The organism is Corynebacterium suranareeae (assembly GCF_002355155.1).
Lineage (GTDB): Bacteria > Actinomycetota > Actinomycetes > Mycobacteriales > Mycobacteriaceae > Corynebacterium > Corynebacterium suranareeae.
Genome location: NZ_AP017369.1, coordinates 1,632,607 through 1,655,558, shown reverse-complemented (window position 1 = coordinate 1,655,558; position 22,952 = coordinate 1,632,607). Strand labels below are relative to the sequence as shown.

General features: G+C 51.4%; 20 protein-coding genes and 1 tRNA gene. 9 read left to right on the top strand and 12 right to left on the bottom strand.

Going from position 1 to position 22,952, the window contains the following annotated elements; genetic code table 11:
- Positions 1 to 98 precede the first annotated feature (98 nt).
- Positions 99 to 530, bottom strand: a complete 432-nt coding sequence (gene odhI, locus N24_RS07800; RefSeq protein ID WP_096455814.1) for an oxoglutarate dehydrogenase inhibitor Odhl — start codon at positions 528 to 530, stop codon at positions 99 to 101.
- A 138-nt stretch (positions 531 to 668) separates the two neighbouring features.
- Positions 669 to 2,960, bottom strand: a complete 2,292-nt coding sequence (gene secA2, locus N24_RS07795) for an accessory Sec system translocase SecA2 (protein ID WP_096459942.1) — start codon at positions 2,958 to 2,960, stop codon at positions 669 to 671.
- A 234-nt stretch (positions 2,961 to 3,194) separates the two neighbouring features.
- Between secA2 and N24_RS07790 the strand changes: the two genes are divergently transcribed.
- From N24_RS07790 to N24_RS07765, 6 genes are all read left to right on the top strand, one after another.
- A complete protein-coding gene (locus N24_RS07790; RefSeq protein WP_167382171.1) occupies positions 3,195 to 4,334 on the top strand; it encodes a bifunctional alpha/beta hydrolase/OsmC family protein in 1,140 nt (379 codons plus the stop codon).
- A gap of 1 nt (position 4,335) precedes the next feature.
- A complete protein-coding gene (locus N24_RS07785) occupies positions 4,336 to 4,722 on the top strand; it encodes a YchJ family protein (RefSeq protein WP_096455809.1) in 387 nt (128 codons plus the stop codon).
- 109 nt (positions 4,723 to 4,831) lie between these two features.
- Positions 4,832 to 4,905: transfer RNA gene (locus N24_RS07780), tRNA-Pro, on the top strand.
- A 64-nt stretch (positions 4,906 to 4,969) separates the two neighbouring features.
- Entirely contained in the window at positions 4,970 to 5,158 is a 189-nt protein-coding gene (locus tag N24_RS07775; RefSeq protein WP_096455807.1) for a hypothetical protein, read from the top strand.
- A 635-nt stretch (positions 5,159 to 5,793) separates the two neighbouring features.
- Positions 5,794 to 6,672, top strand: a complete 879-nt coding sequence (locus N24_RS07770; RefSeq protein WP_096455805.1) for an endonuclease domain-containing protein — start codon at positions 5,794 to 5,796, stop codon at positions 6,670 to 6,672.
- A gap of 651 nt (positions 6,673 to 7,323) precedes the next feature.
- The gene (locus N24_RS07765) at positions 7,324 to 8,874 is read left to right on the top strand and encodes a cation:proton antiporter (protein WP_096455803.1); all 1,551 of its coding nucleotides are present in this window, start codon (positions 7,324 to 7,326) and stop codon (positions 8,872 to 8,874) included.
- On the opposite strand, the gene zupT is transcribed toward N24_RS07765, so the two are convergent.
- From zupT to N24_RS07750, 3 genes are read right to left on the bottom strand one after another with little or no spacing between them, the layout of a single operon-like run.
- Positions 8,871 to 9,677 carry a zinc transporter ZupT gene (gene zupT, locus N24_RS07760; protein WP_096455801.1) on the bottom strand — a complete coding sequence of 269 codons (807 nt, stop codon included), beginning with the start codon at positions 9,675 to 9,677 and terminating at the stop codon, positions 8,871 to 8,873. The genes N24_RS07765 and zupT overlap by 4 nt on opposite strands.
- 38 nt (positions 9,678 to 9,715) lie before the next feature.
- Positions 9,716 to 11,461, bottom strand: a complete 1,746-nt coding sequence (locus N24_RS07755) for an ABC transporter ATP-binding protein (protein ID WP_096459939.1) — start codon at positions 11,459 to 11,461, stop codon at positions 9,716 to 9,718.
- 20 nt (positions 11,462 to 11,481) lie between these two features.
- Positions 11,482 to 12,966: an ABC transporter transmembrane domain-containing protein gene (locus N24_RS07750; protein WP_408607602.1), complete on the bottom strand. Its 1,485-nt coding sequence runs from the start codon at positions 12,964 to 12,966 to the stop codon at positions 11,482 to 11,484.
- Positions 12,967 to 13,121: 155 nt separating this feature from the next.
- On the opposite strand from N24_RS07750, the gene N24_RS07745 reads away from it, so the two are divergent.
- Both N24_RS07745 and N24_RS07740 read left to right on the top strand, forming a co-directional pair.
- Positions 13,122 to 13,928: a class I SAM-dependent methyltransferase gene (locus N24_RS07745; RefSeq protein ID WP_096455799.1), complete on the top strand. Its 807-nt coding sequence runs from the start codon at positions 13,122 to 13,124 to the stop codon at positions 13,926 to 13,928.
- A gap of 39 nt (positions 13,929 to 13,967) precedes the next feature.
- Positions 13,968 to 14,459 (top strand): GyrI-like domain-containing protein, encoded by a 492-nt coding sequence (locus tag N24_RS07740; protein ID WP_231910934.1) that lies wholly within the window; start codon positions 13,968 to 13,970, stop codon positions 14,457 to 14,459.
- 582 nt (positions 14,460 to 15,041) lie between these two features.
- On the opposite strand, the gene der is transcribed toward N24_RS07740, so the two are convergent.
- The 5 genes from der to N24_RS07715 form a co-directional block, all read right to left on the bottom strand.
- A complete protein-coding gene (gene der, locus N24_RS07735) occupies positions 15,042 to 16,673 on the bottom strand; it encodes a ribosome biogenesis GTPase Der (RefSeq protein ID WP_096455795.1) in 1,632 nt (543 codons plus the stop codon).
- Positions 16,670 to 17,380: a (d)CMP kinase gene (gene cmk / locus N24_RS07730; protein WP_096455793.1), complete on the bottom strand. Its 711-nt coding sequence runs from the start codon at positions 17,378 to 17,380 to the stop codon at positions 16,670 to 16,672. Before cmk ends, der begins: the two co-directional genes overlap by 4 nt.
- Positions 17,377 to 18,339, bottom strand: coding sequence for a pseudouridine synthase (locus tag N24_RS07725; RefSeq protein ID WP_096455791.1), 963 nt, complete (start codon positions 18,337 to 18,339; stop codon positions 17,377 to 17,379). Before N24_RS07725 ends, cmk begins: the two co-directional genes overlap by 4 nt.
- A gap of 98 nt (positions 18,340 to 18,437) precedes the next feature.
- Positions 18,438 to 19,016: an SMC-Scp complex subunit ScpB gene (gene scpB, locus N24_RS07720; protein WP_096455789.1), complete on the bottom strand. Its 579-nt coding sequence runs from the start codon at positions 19,014 to 19,016 to the stop codon at positions 18,438 to 18,440.
- A 32-nt stretch (positions 19,017 to 19,048) separates the two neighbouring features.
- A complete protein-coding gene (locus N24_RS07715; protein WP_096455787.1) occupies positions 19,049 to 19,918 on the bottom strand; it encodes a sulfurtransferase in 870 nt (289 codons plus the stop codon).
- A gap of 239 nt (positions 19,919 to 20,157) precedes the next feature.
- Here N24_RS07715 and N24_RS07710 point away from each other — a divergent pair, with 239 nt between their 5' ends.
- Positions 20,158 to 20,721 carry a GNAT family N-acetyltransferase gene (locus tag N24_RS07710; protein WP_096455785.1) on the top strand — a complete coding sequence of 188 codons (564 nt, stop codon included), beginning with the start codon at positions 20,158 to 20,160 and terminating at the stop codon, positions 20,719 to 20,721.
- Between the two features lie 172 nt (positions 20,722 to 20,893).
- On the opposite strand, the gene N24_RS07705 is transcribed toward N24_RS07710, so the two are convergent.
- Together N24_RS07705 and N24_RS07700 are read right to left on the bottom strand one after the other, a co-directional pair.
- Complete coding sequence (locus N24_RS07705; RefSeq protein WP_231910932.1) at positions 20,894 to 21,820, bottom strand: segregation and condensation protein A; 927 nt, start codon at positions 21,818 to 21,820, stop codon at positions 20,894 to 20,896.
- Between the two features lie 64 nt (positions 21,821 to 21,884).
- Positions 21,885 to 22,757: a ParA family protein gene (locus tag N24_RS07700; RefSeq protein ID WP_096455783.1), complete on the bottom strand. Its 873-nt coding sequence runs from the start codon at positions 22,755 to 22,757 to the stop codon at positions 21,885 to 21,887.
- Between the last annotated feature and the right edge of the window lie 195 nt (positions 22,758 to 22,952).

Sequence of the window (22,952 nt, the reverse complement as noted above, 5' to 3'; positions counted from 1 at the left end):
TTTAGGAATTCTATACACGAAACGGTTGCAAGATAACGATCTATCCTGCAACCGCGCTGTTTGCAGCTAGTTACTGCAAAAACTACCTAGAAGGTGTCTTACTCGGTAGGGCCTGCAAGGAAAACCAGACGGAATTTACCGATCTGGATTTCATCGCCGGTCTGCATGACCTGTGCGTTGCGTGGCTCGCGGTTAACGTAGGTTCCGTTGAGGGATCCAACGTCTACTACCTCGAATTCGCCTTCATTGATGCGGAATTCTGCGTGACGACGAGACACGGTGACATCATCAAGGAAGATGTCACTTTCTGGGTGGCGGCCTGCAGTGGTGGTTGGCTGGTCCAGAAGGAATCGAGCGCCTGCATTAGGTCCACGCTTGACTACAAGAAGAGCGGATCCTGCAGGAAGGTTTTCAGCTCCTGTGGAGGCTGGAGCGGTTCCGGTGCTCGACTCCATTTCCTTCAGCAGATCAGCGCGGAATACTGAGGTGGTCTCGACCTGTGGCTCCGGGGTGCCGTTGTTGTCGCTCATTAAACTTCCTCCGTGTCGACATTATTCTTAACGATTTTCATCATAGCCTTTGTCTTGATGTTGAGTGCGGAGTTACCCTCCATTAAGCCCTAGGGTTTCCTGGAAAATCCCCGTGAGCAGGATATTTAACCAATCCGCTTATCTAAAGATATTGCCTATGCCACTGATTACTGAGTTGCCTGATCCGGCAAGAGGGTTGTCGGAAACCATATACGTCCAGGTAGCAGATGGTCGTGCCAAGCCTTCATCATCTAGGTGTGCGCCTTGATGATCAATGGTGACCGACGTAAAGGTTGATACTGCGTCATCTACTGCCCGTTGTGCGAGATCTTTAAACTCACGCACAGCGATGCGGTGGTACTCATCAAGGGGTGTTTCTCTGGCAATGGCACGCAAGTGGATTGATTCGCGGACATCGTCCATCAGCGCCAAGTGTTCTGACCAGTTGAAATCGAGGTGATACAACATGATGTCGCGGGCTGCTTGTTCACGTATTTCAGGGGAAAGCTCTTCTAGTTCCCTTGCGCGCTGTGGCGCCTGCTGGCTTAGTTCTGTCCATGCTAGATCGGTGTCTAGAAGGCGTGCCCTGCGTTCATCGATGATGACGCGTTGATCGGCAAGCAGCTTGTTGTATTTCCAGCTTTGTGAATGAATCTCAAGCAGTTGGCCTTCGGTTACTCGTTGGCAGTGCCCCACCCAATCACGGATGCGATCTGAATCAATTAGTCCAGTGGCATCAGGTTGCGCGGTGACGTTTTCTCCAGATCCACCAGCGACCACGACGTCATCATCAAGGGAGACAAAGAAAAGGCTCAAGCCTGGATCGCCTTGACGTCCAGCACGCCCACGCAGCTGGTTATCTAGGCGTTGAGTGCGGTGACGAGCAGTACCAATGACAGCTAGTCCCCCAAGTTTTACTACTTCGTCATAGTCGGCTTCGTCCGCACCGCCGAGGCGAATGTCAGTACCACGGCCAGCCATCTGGGTAGATACAGTCACGCGTCCGATATCGCCAGCTTCTGCGATAATTTGGGCTTCTTCCGCGTCGTTTTTAGCGTTGAGGACACTGACTTCGATGTCTAATTCACGCAATGCAGTGGCTAATTCTTCGGACTCTGCGACATCGTGAGTACCAACGAGAACGGGTTGACCGGTGTTGTGTAAAAGGACGATTTCATCAATAATCGCGCGGTTTTTTTCTGCCATGGTGGCGTAAATTCGATCGGCTTCATCGAATCGCTGTAATGGGTGATTGCGCTCGATGACTGAAACATGCAGGTCATAGAAGGTACGAAGCTGATCAGTTGCCTCAACTGCGGTACCTGTCATGCCGCACGCCATGGGATAGCGCCCAATTAATGCTTGAAGAGTGATGGTATCTAAGATCTTGCCACCTTCAGATACCGCTAGCCCTTCTTTTGCCTCCACTGCTGCTTGGAGGCCGTCGGGCCAACGCTGCAGGTCGGCGACACGACCGCGGGAGGCGTCGATAAGCAAAACCTTGCCCTCGCGGACGATGTAGTGGATGTCGCGGATGAGTAGTGCCTGCGCGTGGAGGGCGAGGTTGACCTGCACCAGCGTTGAGCCGACGTGCTCATCGTCGTACAAGCTGCTCAGACCAAGTTGTTGCTCAATTTTGGCGGAGCCTTTTTCGGTGAGAAAGACATTCCGGCGATCATCGTCGATGGTGTAGTCGTCGTTTTCTTTTAGAGAGCGCACCACATCGGTAATTTTGCCGCGTGGCGCATGGCCGGGCTGGTTGCCGGCGAGGACGAGTGGCACGAGGGCTTCGTCGACAAGCACCGAATCGGCCTCATCGATAATGGCGACGTCGGCGCCATGCTGCACGGCGTCTTCGCGCCGGGTAATAAGCTGATCGCGCAGCACGTCAAAGCCGATTTCATTGACAGGGCCGTAGACAATTGCGGCTTTATATGCTTCTCGACGCTCCCCTGCATCCATTTTCTCGCTGATGCTTGCCACGCTCAGACCGAAAAATTCCACCAAGGGCCGCATCCACTCGGCATCGCGTACTGCCAAGTAATCATTGACCGTGATCGCGTGGACAGTTTTGCCCATCAAGCCCAATCCGGTCGCGGCCATCGCGCCGACCAAAGTCTTTCCCTCACCGGTAGCCATGTGCACCACATCGCCTTCAATAAGGCGCAACACTGCCTGCGATTGCACCGGATATGGCCGCATCCCTAAGGTGCGTTGGGCAGCTACCCCCAAAATAGCTAGAAATTCCGCATGCTTTTCTATTCGTCCGCCACTTGCCAGGTCCCGTGCACGCTGCGCAAGCTCTGCATCATCTAATGCGTCTAGTTCTGCTGCATGGGTTTCTGCTTGGTCAACAATTGCCAAGCTACGTTTTTGGTTTCTGCCCGATTTGCCACCGAGTGCCTTCCAAAACCAATCAAAACCGGCCACAATCATACCTCCGGTGAGCTATCTGAATTCATCTGTTCCACCCTACTCAATCACCCTCACAGGTGATACGACGTGATCTACATTGCATTGTTGGGTAAGAGTTGTGCAACAACATAGTGAACACAGGGTGACCTGCAAGAAAGATGTGCATAAAGTGATGGTGAAATTGCTTTGTCGAAAGGTATTCTCCCGGTGCATTCAGTTAGCGTGAAGGTGCCATCATCACAAGGATTGATGATGGCTGCGACGTTAGATCTTCCAGATACACAACCCATTGCCTATGCAATGTTTGCCCACTGTTTCACCGGCTCGAGGTTTACCCCAGCCGCTGCGAGAGTCAGTAAAACCCTCGCCGAATCTGGCATCGCCTGCCTGCGTTTTGATTTCCCAGGCCTTGGCCAATCCGAAGGCGTTTTCTCACAAACCACGTTTAACTCCAATGTGGACGATATCGTGGCAGCGTCTGAATGGTTGGCTGAAAACTACTCAGCCCCACAACTACTTATCGGGCATTCCTTAGGCGGCGCAGCATCACTGAAAGCAGCCACCAAAATCACATGCCTCAAAGCAGTGGCAACAATTGGTGCACCTTTTGACCCGGCACACGCAGTACTCCACTTTGCTGATCGAATTACTGACGTTGATGCTCAGGGGGCCGTCACCCTCACCCTTGGTGGTCGCGATGTCACCATTTCACGGTCTTTCCTCGAAGATCTAGCCGACACCAACCCGGAAGAACACCTACGCAAATTGCGCAAGCCACTGCTGTTGGTTCATTCCCCCATTGATCAAACAGTTGGTGTGGACAATGCGCAGCTAATCTTCCGGGTTACTCGCTACCCCAAATCACTAATGACGCTGGACAAAGCCGATCACTTGCTCACCAAAGATGGCACCGCACAGCGCGCAGCCCGCATCATCGCCAACTGGGTCGAGCCCTACCTTGTTCCAGAAAACACTGGAGACCCACTTCCAGAAGGTGTCGCTGAAGCTTCCACCATCAAAGCCAGCAAATACGGCGCTGCAGTGCGCACCGGCGCACACAACTTCATCACCGACCGCGATAAATCCCAAGGTGGTAAAAACCTCGGCGTTACTCCCACGTCCCTGCTGGTCTCTGCTTTAGCCGCTGCAAACTCACAAAACATCAAACAAGCAGCCATTGAAAAGCGCATCAAAGGGCTTAATGATGTCAAAGTCACCATCTCCCAGGAAGAATCCACTCACCAGGGCCAGATTAAACTGCGTCGGAAAATTCAACTGGTAGGTGATCTCAGCGAATCCGAAAGCGCGTCACTAAAGGCGGCATCCAATTCCTGCTCAATCACCCAGCTCCTTGCACAAGGAATCCTGATCGACGACGAGGCAAATTAAGATGATTGATTTAACTAAGCGCTGCCCCTGCGGAACAGGTTTAACCTACGGCGACTGCTGCAACCGCTTCCACTCTGGTGAACTGGTAGCTCCCACCGCAGAAGCCCTCATGCGTTCCCGTTTTACCGCCTTCGCTGTTGGTGATTCTCAATATCTCCTTGATACGTGGGATCCAGAAACCAGACCAAGCGAACTAGGTCTTGATGTGGGTATTGATTTCTACCGCCTCGACATCCTAGAAACCACCGGTGGCGGCCCTTTCGATTCCACTGGCACCGTAAAATTCCAAGCCTTCTACAAAGGGCTTGCCTCTGGCGTTCAGGAAGAAGACTCCACATTCCGCAAGGTTAACGGCGCCTGGGTGTACTCCGCGGGCGAGGTTGAGTAAACCTTCCACACACGTGCAATAGGTTATGACCAGCCGATTTCACTTTCCAGATCACACTGATGTAACCTATTGACGTTGGTTCAGCCCCTTTGTGGACAGAACTTAACGGCGGGCTATGGCGCAGCTTGGTAGCGCACTACACTGGGGGTGTAGGGGTCGCAGGTTCAAATCCTGTTAGCCCGACAATTAACCTAGGTGAGAAGATACTTCTCACCTAGGTTTTTTCCTTTAAGAGGCTGAGGCGCATATGAAACTTACAATTGACATCGATCTGGATGCAATCGCTGATGATCCTGCCGGCGAAGCAGGACGGATCTTAAGATATTGGGCCGGTGCACTTACCCAAATGGATTTAGGCACCGAAGCAGAGCATGCATTAATGAACTCCACCTATGACGCAGAGGTTGGAACCATCAAGATCACCTCTGAGAAGTAAGAACTAGCACTAGGGACCGAAAGCTTTCAGGCCGGTCCCACTTTTGGTCACCAGAGCTAATTTTTTGAGAGCAAACTAGGCACAGGCGACCAAAACGTGCTTATCCCCACGACGCTTTGGTCGCCAAGTGAATGTTCAACTAAAAATTCGATGCGATAAACCCGCGAGTTCACGATGTTGTCTCAGTACCTCAGAACTAGCGAGCCGTGGTTTTTCACCACCGTCTTTACAGGCCATTTAAGAAGTCGAAAAAGCCGCTTGAGCATTTGTATCACGTGGTATCCACAAACGTCTTAAAAGCGATTCTGAAGGGGCACTTTTTCTAGCCTACTTTTTCAGTTTTGCACCTCACTTGATCTGGCGACCAAGAACACTTTTACAGAGCAGGTTTTGGTCGCGGGTGCCGGAATTTCTATCTGTAAACCAGCATTGTTGACCAAGGATTGTTGATCGCCCTATGGATTTGGTCATATATGCGAGTTTTAAGACTCTGCCCCAGTCGGATTGCAAACAGAAGAGCCACCGCTGCAATCCGCAGATACATTTCTAAGGAAACCATTTGGCAGTAATGAAAGTCAGATAAAAACAGCTAACGTGTGGGAACCTTTTACCTCAATCAGCAGTCTAACTAGAGTATGGAACCCAATAATTCTTACCTCTGGCCTGTCACCTACCACGAGCTTTCCCACGAATTTTCAAGGTGGAAGTTCAATAAACTTTTCACCAAGATCTCAGGATCTATATACCTTAAAAATGATCTGATCGACGATCCGCATTTGGTTACACAAGCACTGCTTAAACGATGCCCCAATGGAGTGCTTCGCGGATATGCTGCACTGAAACAGCGCGGCTACCAACTATTTGACGATCCCTGGATGCCGATTATCAGTGTTTCTGGGGATCTCAACAAAAGACAATGTTCACGAGGAAAAATTATTCGACGAATTGACCCTAAAACCATCTTAACCAGTGGTGATATTAGGCTCGTTACTGATGTGCAAGCCATCCACGATATTTTCGATCTGCATTCTCTCCAAAATTTCGAACACCAAGTAGCTCTCATCGATCATCTGATCAGGCAACGCCCCGACTTATTCCAAGAGCTTGCTCAAGAACCAAAGCTAAAGAAACACGCTTTGTATGCCAATGCATATTCCGAGTCTCCTCCGGAATCACGCCTTCGCGTTAGGCTCCATCTACTGGGATACCGAGCTTTCCTCCCCCAGGTTCGAGTCGAGTACGAAGGTCAATCGTATTTCTTGGATCTTGCGGATCCGATGTGGCAGGTAGCCCTTGAATACAACGGTGGATGGCATTACACCTCCAAACAGCGGGAAAAAGATTCTTATCGGAAGAATGCATTGAAAAATGCAGGATGGGATGTTTTGGAAGTAACGGCCAAAACTTTGGAAAATCCGGATTCCTGGAATCACTTGTTACAGCAAATCAATAACGCCCTGCGCCGAAAGCAAGCGCAGCGTCGCCGAAGGTTACCAATGCAAACCGTGATCTAACTACACCTGCACTTATGACCAAGAAGGCCGAAAGTTTCTGGTCTTTTGGTCGTATACGCGGGTTTTCCTGCCTCTAAACCTCTAAACCAGCACGGGAGACCAAAACCGTCGAAAAACTTGAGGCCTTTGGTCGCCAGTGCAAGTTCGACTTGGGTACCATCCGCGACCATCTTTTACAGCTGATTTAAGCGACTGAATTCTGTGAATGACTACTTGTATCACTTGAGCCCTGTTAGGCCCTTAGAAGCGATTCTGTGGAGTCACTTTTTCTAGCCCCACAATCGGTTTTTTGGCTTCACTTCACCTGGCGACCAAAGCAGCTTACGGAGCACAAGACTTTGGTCGGATATGGCGTTAACCACGCCTATATATTTCATCTGGCGACCAAGATTTTTTAAAACGCCTATGGATTTGGTCATCTACGTCGGTGTTAGGACACTAGCCCGACCGGGTTGCTATAGACCAGTACGAAAACACGTAATCAGATAAAGATCTCCTTACACAATCTGGCCTCCAAGGTGATCCCACCACCCTTAGCTGCACACTTCCTGTGAACTTGCCTTTAATCAGCCTCCACTTCCCCACAAGGCAGCGAAATCAACGCAAAATGGAACCTGTTTCCTTCCAAACCTGACCCGAAGAGACCTATTCATGACGATATTGTTCATGCTCATTACGTTGCTGCTGGCCACTGTCATTGTGGTGGCAGTTGGCGATAAAACTGGACTCCCCTGGCCTGCTTTGATGACAATCGTGGCCGCTGGTGGAGCGTTGTTGCCGTTTTTGCCGGAATTTACCATTCCAGCCGATTTGATTTTGCCCATTTTCATTCCACCGCTTCTGTGGGCGTTGGCGAGGAAATCGTCGTGGGCGGTGATTAGATCGCAGATGTCCACGATCATCACGATGTCTGTGTTGTTGGTTTTCGGCACGATCGCGGCGCTAACGGGTGCGACGATGCTGTTGCTTCCAGGAATTGGTTTGACGGGTGCAATCATGTTGGCTGCCGCTATTGCACCGCCTGATCCGGTGGCCGTTGATGCAGTGGCTGAGCCTGCGGGAATTCCAAAGCGGATCACCACCACGTTGCAGACTGAAGGGTTGTTTAATGATGCCGCCAGTATCGTGGCGTTTCATGTGGCGTTGGCTGCGTTGGTTGCAGGTGAGGATCTATCCTGGTCAACTGGTGTTTTGGAATTTCTGTGGTCGTGTATTGCAGCGATTGTTTTAGGCCTGGTTGTGGGTCGCGCAGCTGCGTGGTTTACCGATCATGTGAATTCGGTTGAGGCGCGGAATGCCTTTACGTGGGTTTTGCCGTTTGCCATTTATATTGTCGCTGAGGAAATCGGTGGTTCCGGTGTTATCGCGATTGTGATTGCTGCGGTGGAGATGAACTCGAGGGCATCGATTGGCGCGGAGGATCGTCTCACAGGTTCGGCGTTTTGGGGAACAGTCGAGGTGCTGTTTACGGGAGTGGCCTTTGGTTTGATCGGGCTAAATGTACGTACTGCAATCGATGAGGTTGGTTCAGAGCTCTGGCATGCCGTGGTGGTGGGAGTTGTGCTCTCAGTGGTGGCGATCGTGGTGCGTGGAGTGTGGATGTACTTCGCTTATAAACGCAACCGCATGAAAATAGATAAGAAGGGCGTGGCAAATAGTTCGTTGCGAGCACCTCTTCGACTGCAGGAATCTTTGTTGATGACCTGGGCGGGTATGCGTGGTTTGGTCACGTTGGCGTTGGTGTTGTCCATTCCGGAGGATATTTTCCCGTATCACCACGAGTTGCAGGTCATTGCGCTGGTTGTCCTGTTGATCACCATGGTTGGCCCGGGTTTGGCGTTGCCGTGGTTGATGCGCAAACTCAGTTTGGATCAAGGCCCTGACGCTGCAGGTGATGAAAGTATCGCTGAACTTACCGAAAGAGCCCATAAAGCTGCGACGGCATATTTGATGGATTCTGGCGAGGTTCCGATGGAGCAGATTTTGGCTATTAAGAACTGGATTTCAGAAGAAATTGACGCGGATGAAATGCAGGAAAACGTCGATAAGCTGCATCGTCGTGCGCATCATGCGCGTGTCGGGGCAATCAGGGCGGCCCAGGCGGAGCTTTTAAAGGCGCGCCGGGAGCGTGGCGTTAATCCGGCGTATGTGGATGAGGTGTTGACCAATATTGACCGGATGCTGGTCGCTGCTGAGCGTTAGATAAACAGCAGCAGGCTGATCGCCATGACTGCCATGCCGGCAATGAGGCCGTAGATGGCGGTGTGGTGTTTTCCGCTGGAGATTGCTGTGGGCAGTAGTTCATCGACGCTGATAAACACCATGACGCCGGCGACAGCAGCAAAGCACAGGCCAAGGGTTTCGGGACCCATGAAAGGCATGAGCAGCAAGAATCCGATGATGGCGCCGGCGGGCTCAGCAAGACCGGAGAGGGTTGCCCAGCCAAATGCTTTTCGACGCGACCCTGTTGCTTCACGCAACGGCACCGCCACTGCGATACCTTCTGGAATATTGTGAATAGCAATCGCTACAGCTACCGGAATGGCGATGGTGGGATCTGTCAGGCCGGATAGAAAAGTTGCGAAACCTTCAGGGAAGTTGTGAATGGCAATCGCAATTGCAGTCAAAACTCCCATTTTCATCATGCGGTTGCGGCGTTCAAATCCCTCGACGGCACCTCCCACTGTGGATGGCTCGTGGGGGTTGATGGCGGTGGGAACCAACCGGTCGATGATGGCGATTACTGCGATGCCACCGAAAAATCCCAGGACAGCTGCCCAGCTTCCCCCGCGTTCTCCCCAAACACTGGTTAATTCATCAAACGCGCCGGGCAGAATTTCCACAAAGGATACGTACAGCATCACGCCCACGGAGAAGCCCAGTGATCCTGCGAGGAAACCTTCGGTGACTGTTTTTCGTGAGACCGCGATAAGGCCACCGATTCCGGTGGCCAATCCGGCGAAAAGGGTTAGTCCAAATGCAAACAACACCGTCGAAGTATCCATGCCACTGAATACTAATGTTCAATGCATTGAACAGTCAACTAGCGACCCACACTCCATGCACTCCACAACCTGGCATATATCCCATCTTTTACAAGAAGCTCCTGGTGAGTGCCGGCCTCAACAACGTGGCCCCTATCCATCACCAAAATCTGATCAGCCCGGGACGCTTGATCAAGTCGGTGAGCAACCACTAATGCAGAACGGTTTTGCGTGACAGCATCTGCGGCATCTTCCAGTGCGCTTGCACCCGCAGAACCAGCTTCTGCTGTGGCCTCATCCATAATCACAATGGCTGGATCAAGCAACAACACCCTGGCCAACGCCAGCTGCTGAGCAACCACAGGTTCTAGTTGAATACCACGTGCCCCCACCACGGTATCGAGACCTTCTGGCAGGCTTTCCAACCAGTCAAGGGCATTTACTTGTTTTAGAGCATGCACCAATTCTTCATCGGTAGCATCAGGTTTGGCTAGGGTGAGATCTTGGCGCAGCGTGCCGGAAAATACATGAACTTCCTGGCTGACCATGGCCAACCTGGCGATGCGCTCGCGGTCGGAGAGTTCAGAGACGGGGAAATCGTCGACAAGCACTTGGCCCTGATCAGGCACCCGCAAGCCTGCGAGCAAGGCCGCAACCGTCGTCTTACCTGCGCCGGATGCGCCCACAAGCGCGACGGTTTCACCAGAATTAATAGTGATATCGATATCACGCACAGCCCAGGAATCGCCATAACTAAAACTCACGTTTTTCAATTCCACTTTGCCCTGAGGTGCTTTCGCGCCGCTATCAGGAACTGGGATCGGCGGATCTGCCACCACACCAACGATGCGCGCAAGGGACGCATAACCAGATTGGATGGTATCGAGCACGCGCATAAACATACTCATCGGTCCGCGAAGACGAATAATCATCAACACCGCACCCGTGACAGCGCCGATGGTCAGCACATCATCAAGCACCAATTTATAACCAATGACCAGTGCAGCTGCCAGCATGAGAAACTCCGCAACAAACATCCACATGTTCAAAATGAGCATGGTGGTGCGGGCGCGAATACCTTTAACCACCACCGACCAAGATGCCTGATCGATCTGATTATGCATGGACTCTTCCATGGAATACGCACGCACTGTTGCCCGGCCCCGGATCGCTTCCAACACCTTTCGTGCCCGCTCAGCCATTGCAGCGCGTTCAGCGGCATAACGCTCCGGCGCCTTGCCCAGGTAATGCTTGGAGGCGAAATAATACACCGGTGCCACCACAATCGGAACAAGCACAAACTGCCAATCCAAAGAAAACAGCGCAATGATTGTTGCTGCAATGGTAAACAGCGAAGTACTTAAAATGGGCACCGTCTCAGTCACCGCAGCAGAAAGCTCTGACACATCATCGGTGGATCTACTGACTAAATCGCCGGAACCTGCATCTTCAACCTGGTGGGTGGGCAGCCCAAGGGCAGTGCCGACCATGTCTTCCCTTAAATTCGCGATGATTTTCTCTGAAATCCGCGACACCACATAAAAACCGCATGCGCTTAACACCGCACCGGCAATGGCCACCACGATCAGCACAACGCTAAGTTCCACAAAATCGCGAACCTCAGCCCGCTCAGAGACCAGATCAACAATCCGCCCCAGCACCTGCGGCACCAACACCGAGGCATAAGCTCCCGCACTTAAAAGCACCAGCGCAACTAAAAACCACCACTTCGCCCGCGGAATGCGCCCAACCTGCCGGGCGACTTCACGCCGCACCTGCGGCAGACTGGCCAACGGAAAACGCATGCTTTTCGACGCCTCCCCACTCATCGACGCACCTCCAACAACTGATCTGCCTCAACATTGTGATCAGCGACAGCACCCCACGCTGGCGCCCCACTAAACACGATGGTCACCTTGCCTGCTCTGTGCGCTGCCACCTGCTGCGCAATATTTTGCTCAGTCACAGAATCCACCGCCGTCGTGGGATCCTGCAGCACTAAAACCTCCGGATCAAAAGCAATAGCACGCGCAAGAGCCACACGCTGGCGCTGACCACCTGATAGCAACCGCCCGCCTTCACCCACAATTTTGGAGCTGCCACCTGGAATATCATCACAAGACGCAACCTTGATTGCCTGCTCCGCGATCTCCGGCACGGGATACACATTGTCCCGAACACTTTGATCAAAAAGATCCGCTGCATGGGGTGCCACGATCACCCGAGTTCGCGGCAACTTTTCCAACTCTTCGATCACCTGCTCATTTAACCCACGAACCACAGTCAAACCTGTAGGCAACTGAGCAATCACAGCATTCGATACCTCTTCATCCTGCTCCGACAATCTTTCAAAATCAGCACCCAGTACTCCCCTAATGCGCTTTGCCGATGCTTCTGCCGACGCCCACCTAGATGCCACATTTCGTCCCAACATGGTCATCGGCATGATGAGGAACTGCGTCAAACCCACAACCGTGATCAAATCACCAATGCTCATCTGCCCATGCAGCGCCAAAAAGCCCGCACCAATGCCCAACGCAGAGACAAAAATAGCGCCTGCCGCATCAGTGACACCATTCAACCGAGCTTCCGCAGCATCCGCATAAACCGTCTTCCGATATGCCTCACCAGAAATCGCCTCATACCGACGGCGCACAGTAACAATGGCCCCCAGACCTTTCAAGATCCTCAAGCCCTGCACCACATCAGTGGCTGTAGCAGCAGCCTGCGCCACCGCCTGCTGACGCGCCCCCGAACGCTTCTGCAAAGGTCGAGAGACCTGAATTGCCACCACAACCAGCAACGGTCCACCAATCAACACCGCAAGACTCAACCACGGATTAATGCTGTACATCACCACCGCGCCATAAATAATCGACGCCAATTCCGCCACCGGGAACACAGTCATCATCACGATATCCCCCACACGCTGCGTATCGGATGACGCAATAGACAACAAACCACCCGCAGTGCGCTCTTTGCCAGCAAAACCACGCGGATCCTGGATGCGATCAGTCACCATCATGCGCAGATCATGACTAACTAACTGCTGGCTACGCACCAACATATACCGAGCAATCCAGTTCACTGCCATCGCAGTTAAGAAAAGAATTGCCAACATAGCAACCCAGAACCACAACCGCTGGATATCACTAGTCGCAATTGCCTCGTCCACTGCTTTACCGACAAGCACAGGCGTTAAACCATTGCAGATAAATGATGCAGCCATGCCAGCAGAAGCCACAAAGCTCCACGGACGCTGCGACAGCGCCACTTTTAAAGTCCATAATTTCGCGTCCAACGCTGGCATTTTGGAGGGACGCGCGCCGGGGCCGGGAAGGTTTTTATACCTGTCTAAATCAATGTGGATCGTTTCTTGCACAAAGAGATACTGTAGCCCATTGCGCATTAAAGCGATATATCGCTACTGAAATGTGTCGACGGATACTAAGATTAAAATCCGATATGAACGAGCCAGCCCATCCCCCCATTCCACCGGTATCAAAGAGAAACGCCCCACTGTTTAGCGATATCAAACACCGAGTAACAAGTGCCAGTGCCTTTACTCAAGGCAGCTCCACCTATCACGACGTGCGACCAGGCTACCCAGCTGAAGTTGTGGAACTAACTAAAGGCTACGGCCGTGTCCTTGATGTGGGTGCAGGTACTGGAAAACTCACCAGTGAGCTAGCTGCCGATCAAATCTTCGCCCTTGATCCGAGCATGGATATGCTCCGTGTCTTTCGCACTGCCCTTCCGGCGGTTCCCTGCTGGCAGGCTACAGCAGAACAAACCGGCATGTTAGATAGTGCAGTCGACCTAATCACCTGCGCACAGACCTGGCACTGGGTGGATGTTAAAGCTGCCTCGGCAGAATTTGAACGAATACTTGCACCTGATGGCGCAGTATTACTTGTGTGGAACAACCTGGATACCTCAATTGCGTGGGTACACCGATTAAGCCGCATCATGCATGCAGGAGACGTACTCAAACCTGGGTTTACCCCAGAAATTACAGCACCGTGGTCTATTGCTAAAGAGATTCGCACAACCTGGAACCAGGTACTTACTCCAGAAGACATCATTCAACTAGCGCACACCAGATCCTATTGGTTAAACGCGTCGGAAAAAATTAAAAACCGTGTTGATGATAATTTGCGTTGGTATCTTTACGAACATTTAGGCTTCCAAGCAGAGGTCGCCGTAGAACTTCCCTATCGCTGTGATGCATTTTTGCTTTCACGATCCGGTACCCTGGCGGGCAGGACATAGATCCCCACAATTTTTAGGGAGCTTTAAATCGTGTATCTGATGAATCCGCCAGCAGCTGAACCTGAAATCATCGAGGCTGACGCAATCCCCACCGTCGTTGCTGTCTTTGAAAACCATCCCATGGACATCATGTCTGTAGCGTTCGACGAGACTTATCAAGTGCTCTTCCCCACTTTGAATGCTAAAGGCATCACTCCCATTGGCCCGGGCTTTGCCCTCTATACCTCAGTTCCTACAGACACCGTGAGCTTTGAGGTTGGTATTCCAGTTAACCAACCACTTGATGGAGATGTTTCAGCCAACAATGGGATTGTGCTGAAAAACTCTGAGCTTCCTGGTGGAAAAATCGCACGCATCAGTCACCATGGTTCCTACGATGGACTAGGCCAAGCGTGGCCCAAATTTTTAGATGCGGTGAGTGCATCTGGTCATGTGCTTGATACGCCGTTTTGGGAAGTCTACGTCACTGAACCATCACCAGAGCTAGATCCTGCAACGCTTCAAACAGATCTTTATACAAAGCTCAAATAGTTCACTAAAAATTAAGAGCCTCTGTTGCAACATCAGAGGCTCCTACTTTTTGGTTACTCCCGACTTGGGCCAATCCCACTAGAGGAAGATCATATCAACGCTCTGAGCAGTGCAGAGTTTTGGCATGGGAGATAATTTCGGCGCTGCTTAAATACTGAAACCGCGGGAGGCCTTTATCGCTTGTTTAACGCCTCGAGTTTTTCAGATGAGCTAAGGTGTGCAGGAAGCTCCGAAAACCCGTTAGAAGCCCTTCTGGGGAGGTATGACTTTTCAGGTGTCGCACCAAAATATGAGAGCGACCAAACCAGGAGACCCAGAATCTTCAAAAACTTAAATGCTGGGTCTCTGTGTTTGGTATTCAGCGCGATACACCAAACCAGGAGACCCACAAACGTCGAAACCGTAATTTCTGGGTCTCCTGGTTTGGTCTCATGTCGCCAAGTGCACGAACATCAAAATCCACACCGGGGCATACAGCTATTTCAGCACTAATTAGACCCAAGCCGGGTTATACAAAGCTCACATAGTTCACCCAAAAGTAGGAGCCTCTGTTACAACAACAGAGGCTCCTACTTATTTTGGTTACTTCTTGTTTCCACCCTTACCGCGGCGCTCACGAACGCGCACAGCGATACGAACTGGGGTGCCTTCGAAACCGAAACGCTCACGGAACTTACGCTCCAGGTAGCGACGGTAACCTGCTTCGAGGAATCCGGTGGTGAACAGCACGATCACTGGTGGCTGAGTAGATGCCTGGGTAGCAAACAGCACACGAGGCAAACGTCCGCCACGCATTGGTGGTGGATTCGCCGCAATTGCTTCACGCAACCAAGTGTTTAGCTGTCCAGTGGAGATGCGACGATCCCAGTTGTCTAGTGCTTCTAGCATTGCTGGTTCAAGGCGCTGCAGTGCTCGTCCGGTTTTCGCGGAGATGTTAATGCGCTTTGCCCATGGCACGTGTGCCAACTGGAGATCGAGTTCACGGTCCAAATCAATGCGGCGATCTTCATCCATCAGATCCCATTTGTTGAACGCAATAACCAGTGCTTTACCAGCATCGGTGATCATGGCAAGCACACGCTGATCTTGCTCGGTGATGGGTTCGGAGGAATCGATAAGCAACACACACAGTTCAGCTGCATCGATGGCACCGTGGGTACGCAGCGAAGCGTAGTACTCGTGACCAGAGGCAGTCTTAACCTTCTTACGAAGACCAGCGGTGTCCACGAACTTCCACAGGTTTTGATCCAGCTGAATCAATGAGTCAACCGGGTCAACGGTAGTACCTGCAACGTTATCCACGACAGAGCGGGTTTCACCAGCAAATTTATTCAGCAGTGAAGACTTACCCACGTTTGGCTTACCTACCAGGGCAACACGACGTGGTCCTTCAACGATGGACTTGGAGCGTGGCTCCTCTGGGAAGAGTTCAAGAATCTTATCCAAAACGTCTGCGCCACCACGACCATGCTGGGCAGACACAGGGTATGGATCACCAAGACCAAGGCTGTAAAACTCTGCCATATCAGCCCACTGGCTGTCAGAGTCAAACTTGTTGGCCACCAAGATTACTGGCACTTCCGAGCGCAGCAGTTTTGATGCCATTACGGAGTCAGTTTCGGTGATTCCCACTTTGGTGTCTACGACAAACACAATGACATCCGCAGTGCTCATGGCCACTTCTGCCTGCTGTGCAATAGATGCGTGGATGCCCTTTACATTGGGATCCCATCCGCCGGTGTCTTGCACCCAAAAACGCTGTCCGCCCCAATCAGAGATATAGGAAATGCGGTCGCGGGTAACGCCCGGGAAATCTTCTACAACAGCTTCTCGACGACCAATAAAGCGGTTCACCAAGGTTGATTTTCCCACATTTGGTCGACCAACGATTGCTACGGTGCACAGCGACTCTTCGAGGTGATTGGGGTTGAAACCGAACGCGGTTTCAATTTCTTCCCAATCTTCGTCTGAGTAATCTTCACCAAAATCTGGATGGGAGAATTCAGATTCATCGAAGTTGTCAGGGTCAAAAGTCTCTTCTGAGTCCTCGTAACCAAATTCCGCAGGGTCGAAATCTGCAGAAGCCCAACCACCGTGTGGAGCTAGTTCTTCTTCATCGGCAAACGCACCTTCGACATCCATTTCACCCTTGTGGGTGTGGTAGACGAATACGGTGTCGTCCTCTTCACCAGGGAAATTGTGCTTTTCAGTCACTGGTTGCTCCTTTCAGCGGAGGCTTCCACTAAGTGGATGAGGTGATCGAGTACTTCATCCATGGTCATATCAGAGGTATCTACTATGTGCGCGTCATCAGCCGGTTTTAACGGTGAGGCTGCGCGTGTGGAATCAAGTTCATCGCGACGCATAACGTCTGCTAAAACTGCATCGAAATTTACGTCGCGGCCAGCTGCAGTGTCTTGGTCAAAGCGCCTGCGGGCGCGGACTTCCGCTGAGGCGGTGAGGTATGCCTTGAGGGGTGCGTCGACAAGCACTGCTGTTCCGATATCGCGTCCCTCGACGATGCAGCGATGCGCTTTGGATGCGAGCGCGCGTTGGAGCGCAACAAGGTTTTCGCGCACCTCAGGGATCGCCGATACAGCGGAAACGTGCTGGGTGACATCGCTTTCGCGGATTTCTTTTTGCACGTCGACACCAGCAAGCAACACTTCCGTGGACGCTGGATCATCAGAGATTGCCAATGGCAACACCGCTGTTGCAGCAATCACGGCATCCGTGTCAGCTGGATCAATGCCTTGATTAAGGACATGAAGCGTTGCGACGCGGTACATCGCCCCAGTATCTAGGTACTTGGCCGAAAGTCGGGTTGCCAGCGCGCGTGACGTGGTGGATTTTCCAGTGCCTGAAGGACCATCAATTGCCACAATCAAGCCACCGGCAGGCATGTTGGAAATATCTGTCACAGCTGGACCGCCTTGTACAAACTGGTCAGCTCAGAAGAGTTCAACGCACGAAGTGACCCTGGCTTTTGATCACCCAATTGAACCGTGTGCAACTTGGTGCGCACGAGGCGTTCAACTGGGAAACCAAGTTCATCGAACAGACGACGCACAATGTGCTTGCGGCCTTCATGAATTTCCACGCGCAGCAAAGACTTTCCTTGGAACACGTCAATAATCTGCGCGTAGTCTGCCTTTGCTGGACCATCTTCCAACTCCACGCCATCGCGCAAAGCGCTAATGAGCTTGTTGGTAGCCTCACCACGAACAGTGGCAAGGTACGTCTTAGAGACCTGATACTTAGGGTGCATCAAACGGTTCGCCAATTCACCATCATTGGTAAGCAACAACAAACCTTCAGTATCTGCGTCAAGGCGGCCGACGTGGAAAAGACGCTGACCAGAAGCCGTCTTCTCACTAACCAGGTCACCCACGCATGAACGACCAAGTTCATCGCTCATGGTCGAATGCATGCCGCGTGGTTTATTGAGCACAAAGTACTCCAGGTCGTCATTGATGTGGATGCGCACGCCATCAACACGGATGACATCACTTTGAGGATCAACGCGCACACCTTGGGTGGTGACGATACGATCATTGACCTCAACACGACCCTGATCAATCAGGATTTCTGCATGACGACGTGACGCCACACCTGCTTGGGCAAGAACCTTTTGCAGGCGGGTTCCGTTTGAATCATTGCGGTTGAGAAAGCCCTGTGACCAATCGTCATCGGCTTTTACGTTTTGCTTCTTAGCAGGCTTGGCGTTGGAAAGAAGGATCTCATCCTTCTTTTGAGGCTGCTGGCGGGTGTTTGGGCGGGATGATCCTGGCTTGTAGCCACGAACAGAAGACCGGTAGCCGCCAGAGCGTTTGCTCTGCTTCTTGTCCGGTGTGCCATCTCGGCGAGCGGGTGGGGTCACGAAAGTGTCCTTAATCTTTTAAAAAGCGTATGAAATTGAATCTAGAAAATAATAGCCTATTATCCGAGATTTTTATAGTTCGAGCAGTAACGACAATGCTAGAAGTCCTCATCAATCGTGTCCACATCCGGCAAAAGCGGGGCAAGATCAGGCAGTTTATCCAAAGAATCAATGCCTAGAAGTTCCAGCAGCAACTCTGTGGTTGCATAGCGGTGCGCACCGGTTGATTCTTCAACATCAACTTCTTTCACCAATCCCCGAAGCTGCAAAGTACGCATCACTCCATCAACATTGACACCACGCACAGCTGAGATCTGTGAACGTGTGACAGGTTGGCGGTATGCCACCACCGCAAGTGTTTCCAATGCTGCGCGAGACAGTCTGGTTTGGTTGCCGTCTAAAAGAAACTGTTCCACGATGTCAGCATTTTCCGGCCGGGTGTAATAACGCCACCCTTCTGCGGTTTCCCGGAGATCAATGCCACTTCCCCGCTCTGTTAATTCGACGGACATTTCCTTCAAAATGGACTCCGTTGCAGCAACATCAATGCCTAACACCCCAGCCAGCGTGCGTGCTGAAACTGGGGTGTCTACCACCAGCAAAATTGATTCCATCCGAGACCTCGTCTGGGGAATAAGACTCATCGCGGAAATAAGTGCTGGATCGAAATCATTCATGGGTGGTAATCATAGGAGGTGTTGGTTGCTTTTTAAGCAATGGGCTTCTGGTTTGCTGGGTTACCCCACTCCGCCCACGAACCTTCATAAACCACCACATCGTCATATCCAGCGATAATTGCGGCATATGCATCCACGCAAGCGGTCACGCCCGATCCGCAGCTAAAGACCAAAGACTGAGCATCATTGGTTCGCCTAGCGAAGAGCTTTTTCAGTTCAACAGCAGGTCGGACGAATCCTTTTTCATCAGCAACCTCAGTGAAAGGAATATTCACGCTTCCTGGGATTGATCCCTTCCTTAAGCCTGGACGTGGCTCTTCCTCCACACCTGAGAATCTGCCAGCACTACGGGCATCGACCACGGCCTTGCTCGACCTTGCGATTGCTCGTTCCACTCCACTTGATCCAACCAACAAGTCTGGTTGAGGTTCCGCACTAATGCGGCCACCGCCTGTAGGTTGAGTCAAAGGTGCAGTATCATGCCCCGCTGCAACCCACGCCGGAAAACCTCCATTTAAAACGCCAATGCTTGAAAGGCCCGCGACACGAAGCAGCCACCAGACCCTCGGTGCAACGATCAGTCCGTGTAGGTCATATACAACTACCGTGCTATCGGTGTTGATCCCATACTTTTCTAAAAGTCCTACCAAATTAGGTGGTGCAGTGTGCGGAAGCTGCGCACTCTGATCTGAAAAGTCTCCCTCTAGATCAGCAAGGAATGCTCCTGGGATGCCTGATTCTTTAGCAGCGTCAGCATCTCCCATTGTCGCGCACAGCACGATCACATCTTCACGGTCTAGATTGTGCGCTAACCAGTCGACAGAAACTACAGGCCCTTCAGGAAAATGGGCATCGTTGTGTTCAATTGCTTCTGCGGACGAGGTTACTTTTAAAGAAGTCATAACCAGTCATCCTAGTTCTTAACACCACCCAAATGGGATAAGTTGCATATAGTTCACAGGATTAAATTCAAAAATCGGCAGAAAACCACATCATCTCACCCACCATTGGGTGTAAAACGACGACACTGTAACCGACCGCCCGTTGAGTACGCTGAGAATTAATTACGAGTCACATCACAAATTTATATCAGTAGTGAAAACCGTCACACATAAGACGTCTAATGATCTAACATTTCTTCATGGCTACCATTACACGCACCGACAGACTAATCCTCGTACCGCTCACAGTGGAGCTCGAAGACGAGGCACACCAGATTTACTCTGACTCTCGAATCTGGGAACACCGTCCGCAGGCGCGTCACACTAGCGTGCGCGATACCCGCGACATCATCAAGCGGACCAACGACAGTTGGGGAAAGAAAGATCTTGGCCCCTGGGGTGTCTACTTGCGCGACCGTCCATCTGAGTTCGTGGGCGTTGGTGGCGTCGAGCTTATCGACGGCCGAGTGTGGGACCTTAAATACCGACTCCGCCCTGATCTGTGGGGTAACGGATATGCCACAGAAATTTCTAATGCGGCAACCCTTGCCACCAAGCGTATCGACGACAGTCTCCCACTAACGGCTCGTGTAACCACCAACCACCCAGCGTCATTCCGCATTCTGGAAAAATTAGGGCTCACCCCCGTCTGGGAAGGTCGACGAGTCGGAACCGAAGATGACCCCAATGAACCTGACGTGAGGATCTACTCAGACCGCCCACTGTCAGACGAAATCCTAGAAATGCTCAAGCAACGACCATAGGTTGTTGCCAACACCCAAAAAGCTCCCACAGAATCCGCCCTCTCCAAAACGGATTCTGTGGGAGCTTCTCAATTGAGTGGACGCGAAAAACATCCGCTCATGTGTAGCAAACCAGCACTTGTAGCTTAGGTCACTAAAACTAATTCAGCAATGCTTGTTGTGAAAAACCCAGCTATTCCCAGTTACTTGCAGCAACAACTGCTGGGTCAACATCGATTCCAGTCCACGAGACTTTCAACTCTCCCAAAGGCTCCTCTTGCAAAGTTTCCACAGCCCGGGCCTTGTACAGCTCCAAAAGTGCCAGGAACCGTCCCACCACTTCCATCGACACCGTGCAATCTCGCGTAAGCAGCTGAAAGCTTAAGTAGTGGTCAATTCCAGCAAGCTTTAGAGTGTTAAGAATTCGGCCCGCCTGCTCTGGAACTGATACAGCAACTTGGTGAATATGATCAGTTCTTACCGATTCAGGTGGCTTTGGTCGAAACACCACGGCAGCTAGCTCACTAAAACTGCCCACCGAATGCCCCAATGATACTGGGGGTAAAAGATCGGCAAATTGAGATTCCAAGGACACAGCGCGTGGATACCTGCGCCTAGCATCTCTTTGCCACTGTGCAAACATCTCCGCAACTTGTTTATAGGCGCGATACTGCAAAAGTCTGGCAAAGAGGAGGTCCTTTACCTCTAGAAGCTCAAGGTCTTCTTCATCATCTACTTCACCACGTGGGAGTAAACGAGCAGTCTTTAAATCCAACAAGGTTGCCGCAACTACCAAAAACTCAGTGATTTCATCTAAATCACTGGTCTCGCCTAACTTTCTGGTATAAGCGATAAACTCATCTGTCACCTGGGCTAATGCGACCTCGGTGACGTCAAGCTTCTTTTTGGTAATCAACTGCAAAAGCAGATCGAAAGGTCCCTCAAAGTTTTCGAGCTGAACTTGAAAACCTGAAGTGGGAGCTTCATCGTCAGCAGCAGGAAGTGGTTCGGGGCCAATTGGGTCAGAATATTGAGAGTCCGCAAAGTTTACGCTTTGCGCATTCAGTTCCGCTTCATCGGCTTCAGACCATTTTGGGTCTAGCTCCACTACTTTTGTCATGGTCTTTCATACCTTAACCCACTTGCCTGCATCAAAAAATTCTGACAGGCCGGCAAAGGTTCAACTAACCCTTGACGCGTTCAATGACTTCACGAGCCAACGAGCGGTATTGCTCAGCACCTTGTGACGTAGGCGCCCAGGTAATGATTGGTTCGCCAGCAACGGAGGTTTCGGGGAATCTCACGGTTCTAGTGATCACTGTGTCAAAGACTTTTTCGTCGAAGACTTCAACGACTCGAGACATCACTTCCCTGGCATGAGAGGTGCGACGATCGAACATTGTCACCAAAATGCCTAGGATTTCCAAATCAAAATTCAAGCGATCCGCAACTTTTTCGACCGTATCGGTGAGCAATGCCAAACCGCGGAGAGAAAAGTATTCACACTCCATCGGAATGATGACACCGTGTGCGCATGCCAATGCATTGACCGTCAAAAGCCCTAGCGAAGGCTGGCAATCAAGAATGATGAAGTCATATTCTTTCATCACTGGGCGCAACGCACGAGCGAGAGTCTGTTCGCGCCCAACCTCATTGACCAGTTGGATCTCTGCTGCCGATAAATCAATATTTGCCGGAACAACATCTAGGTCAGGAACGCCGGTGTGGTGTATGGCTTGGTCAATGGTGGAGTTATTATCCACCATGAGGTCATACACCGTGATATCTACATCGTCATAGTGAATGCCTAGTCCGGCGGTCAATGCACCTTGTGGATCCAAGTCAACGAGCAAAACTTTACGTCCAGCCTCGGCCAAGCACGCGCCGAGGTTAATAGTGGAGGTCGTTTTACCTACTCCACCTTTTTGATTCGCCATGGCAATGATCGTTGCTGGGCCATGTTTTTCCAATGGAGACGGCTCAGGCAACTCGCGCAGGGGGCGACCAGTTAGCCCGATCTCCACCTTGGAAGAGTCCTTCTTCCCTGCATCACTCACAGTCAAACCTTCTTCCTTGACTAGGACTGTCACTGCGGTCGTCTAACAACTTTTTGCACAATTTTTCTAGAATTGCCTCTTTAACTAACAGCGGTGAAATTATTGCACTGTCATTAGCTCCTGCGACCACAATACATTCAGGATATAGATCACTTGGACATTACGTTGCGTCACACGCCGTAAACATAAAAACGC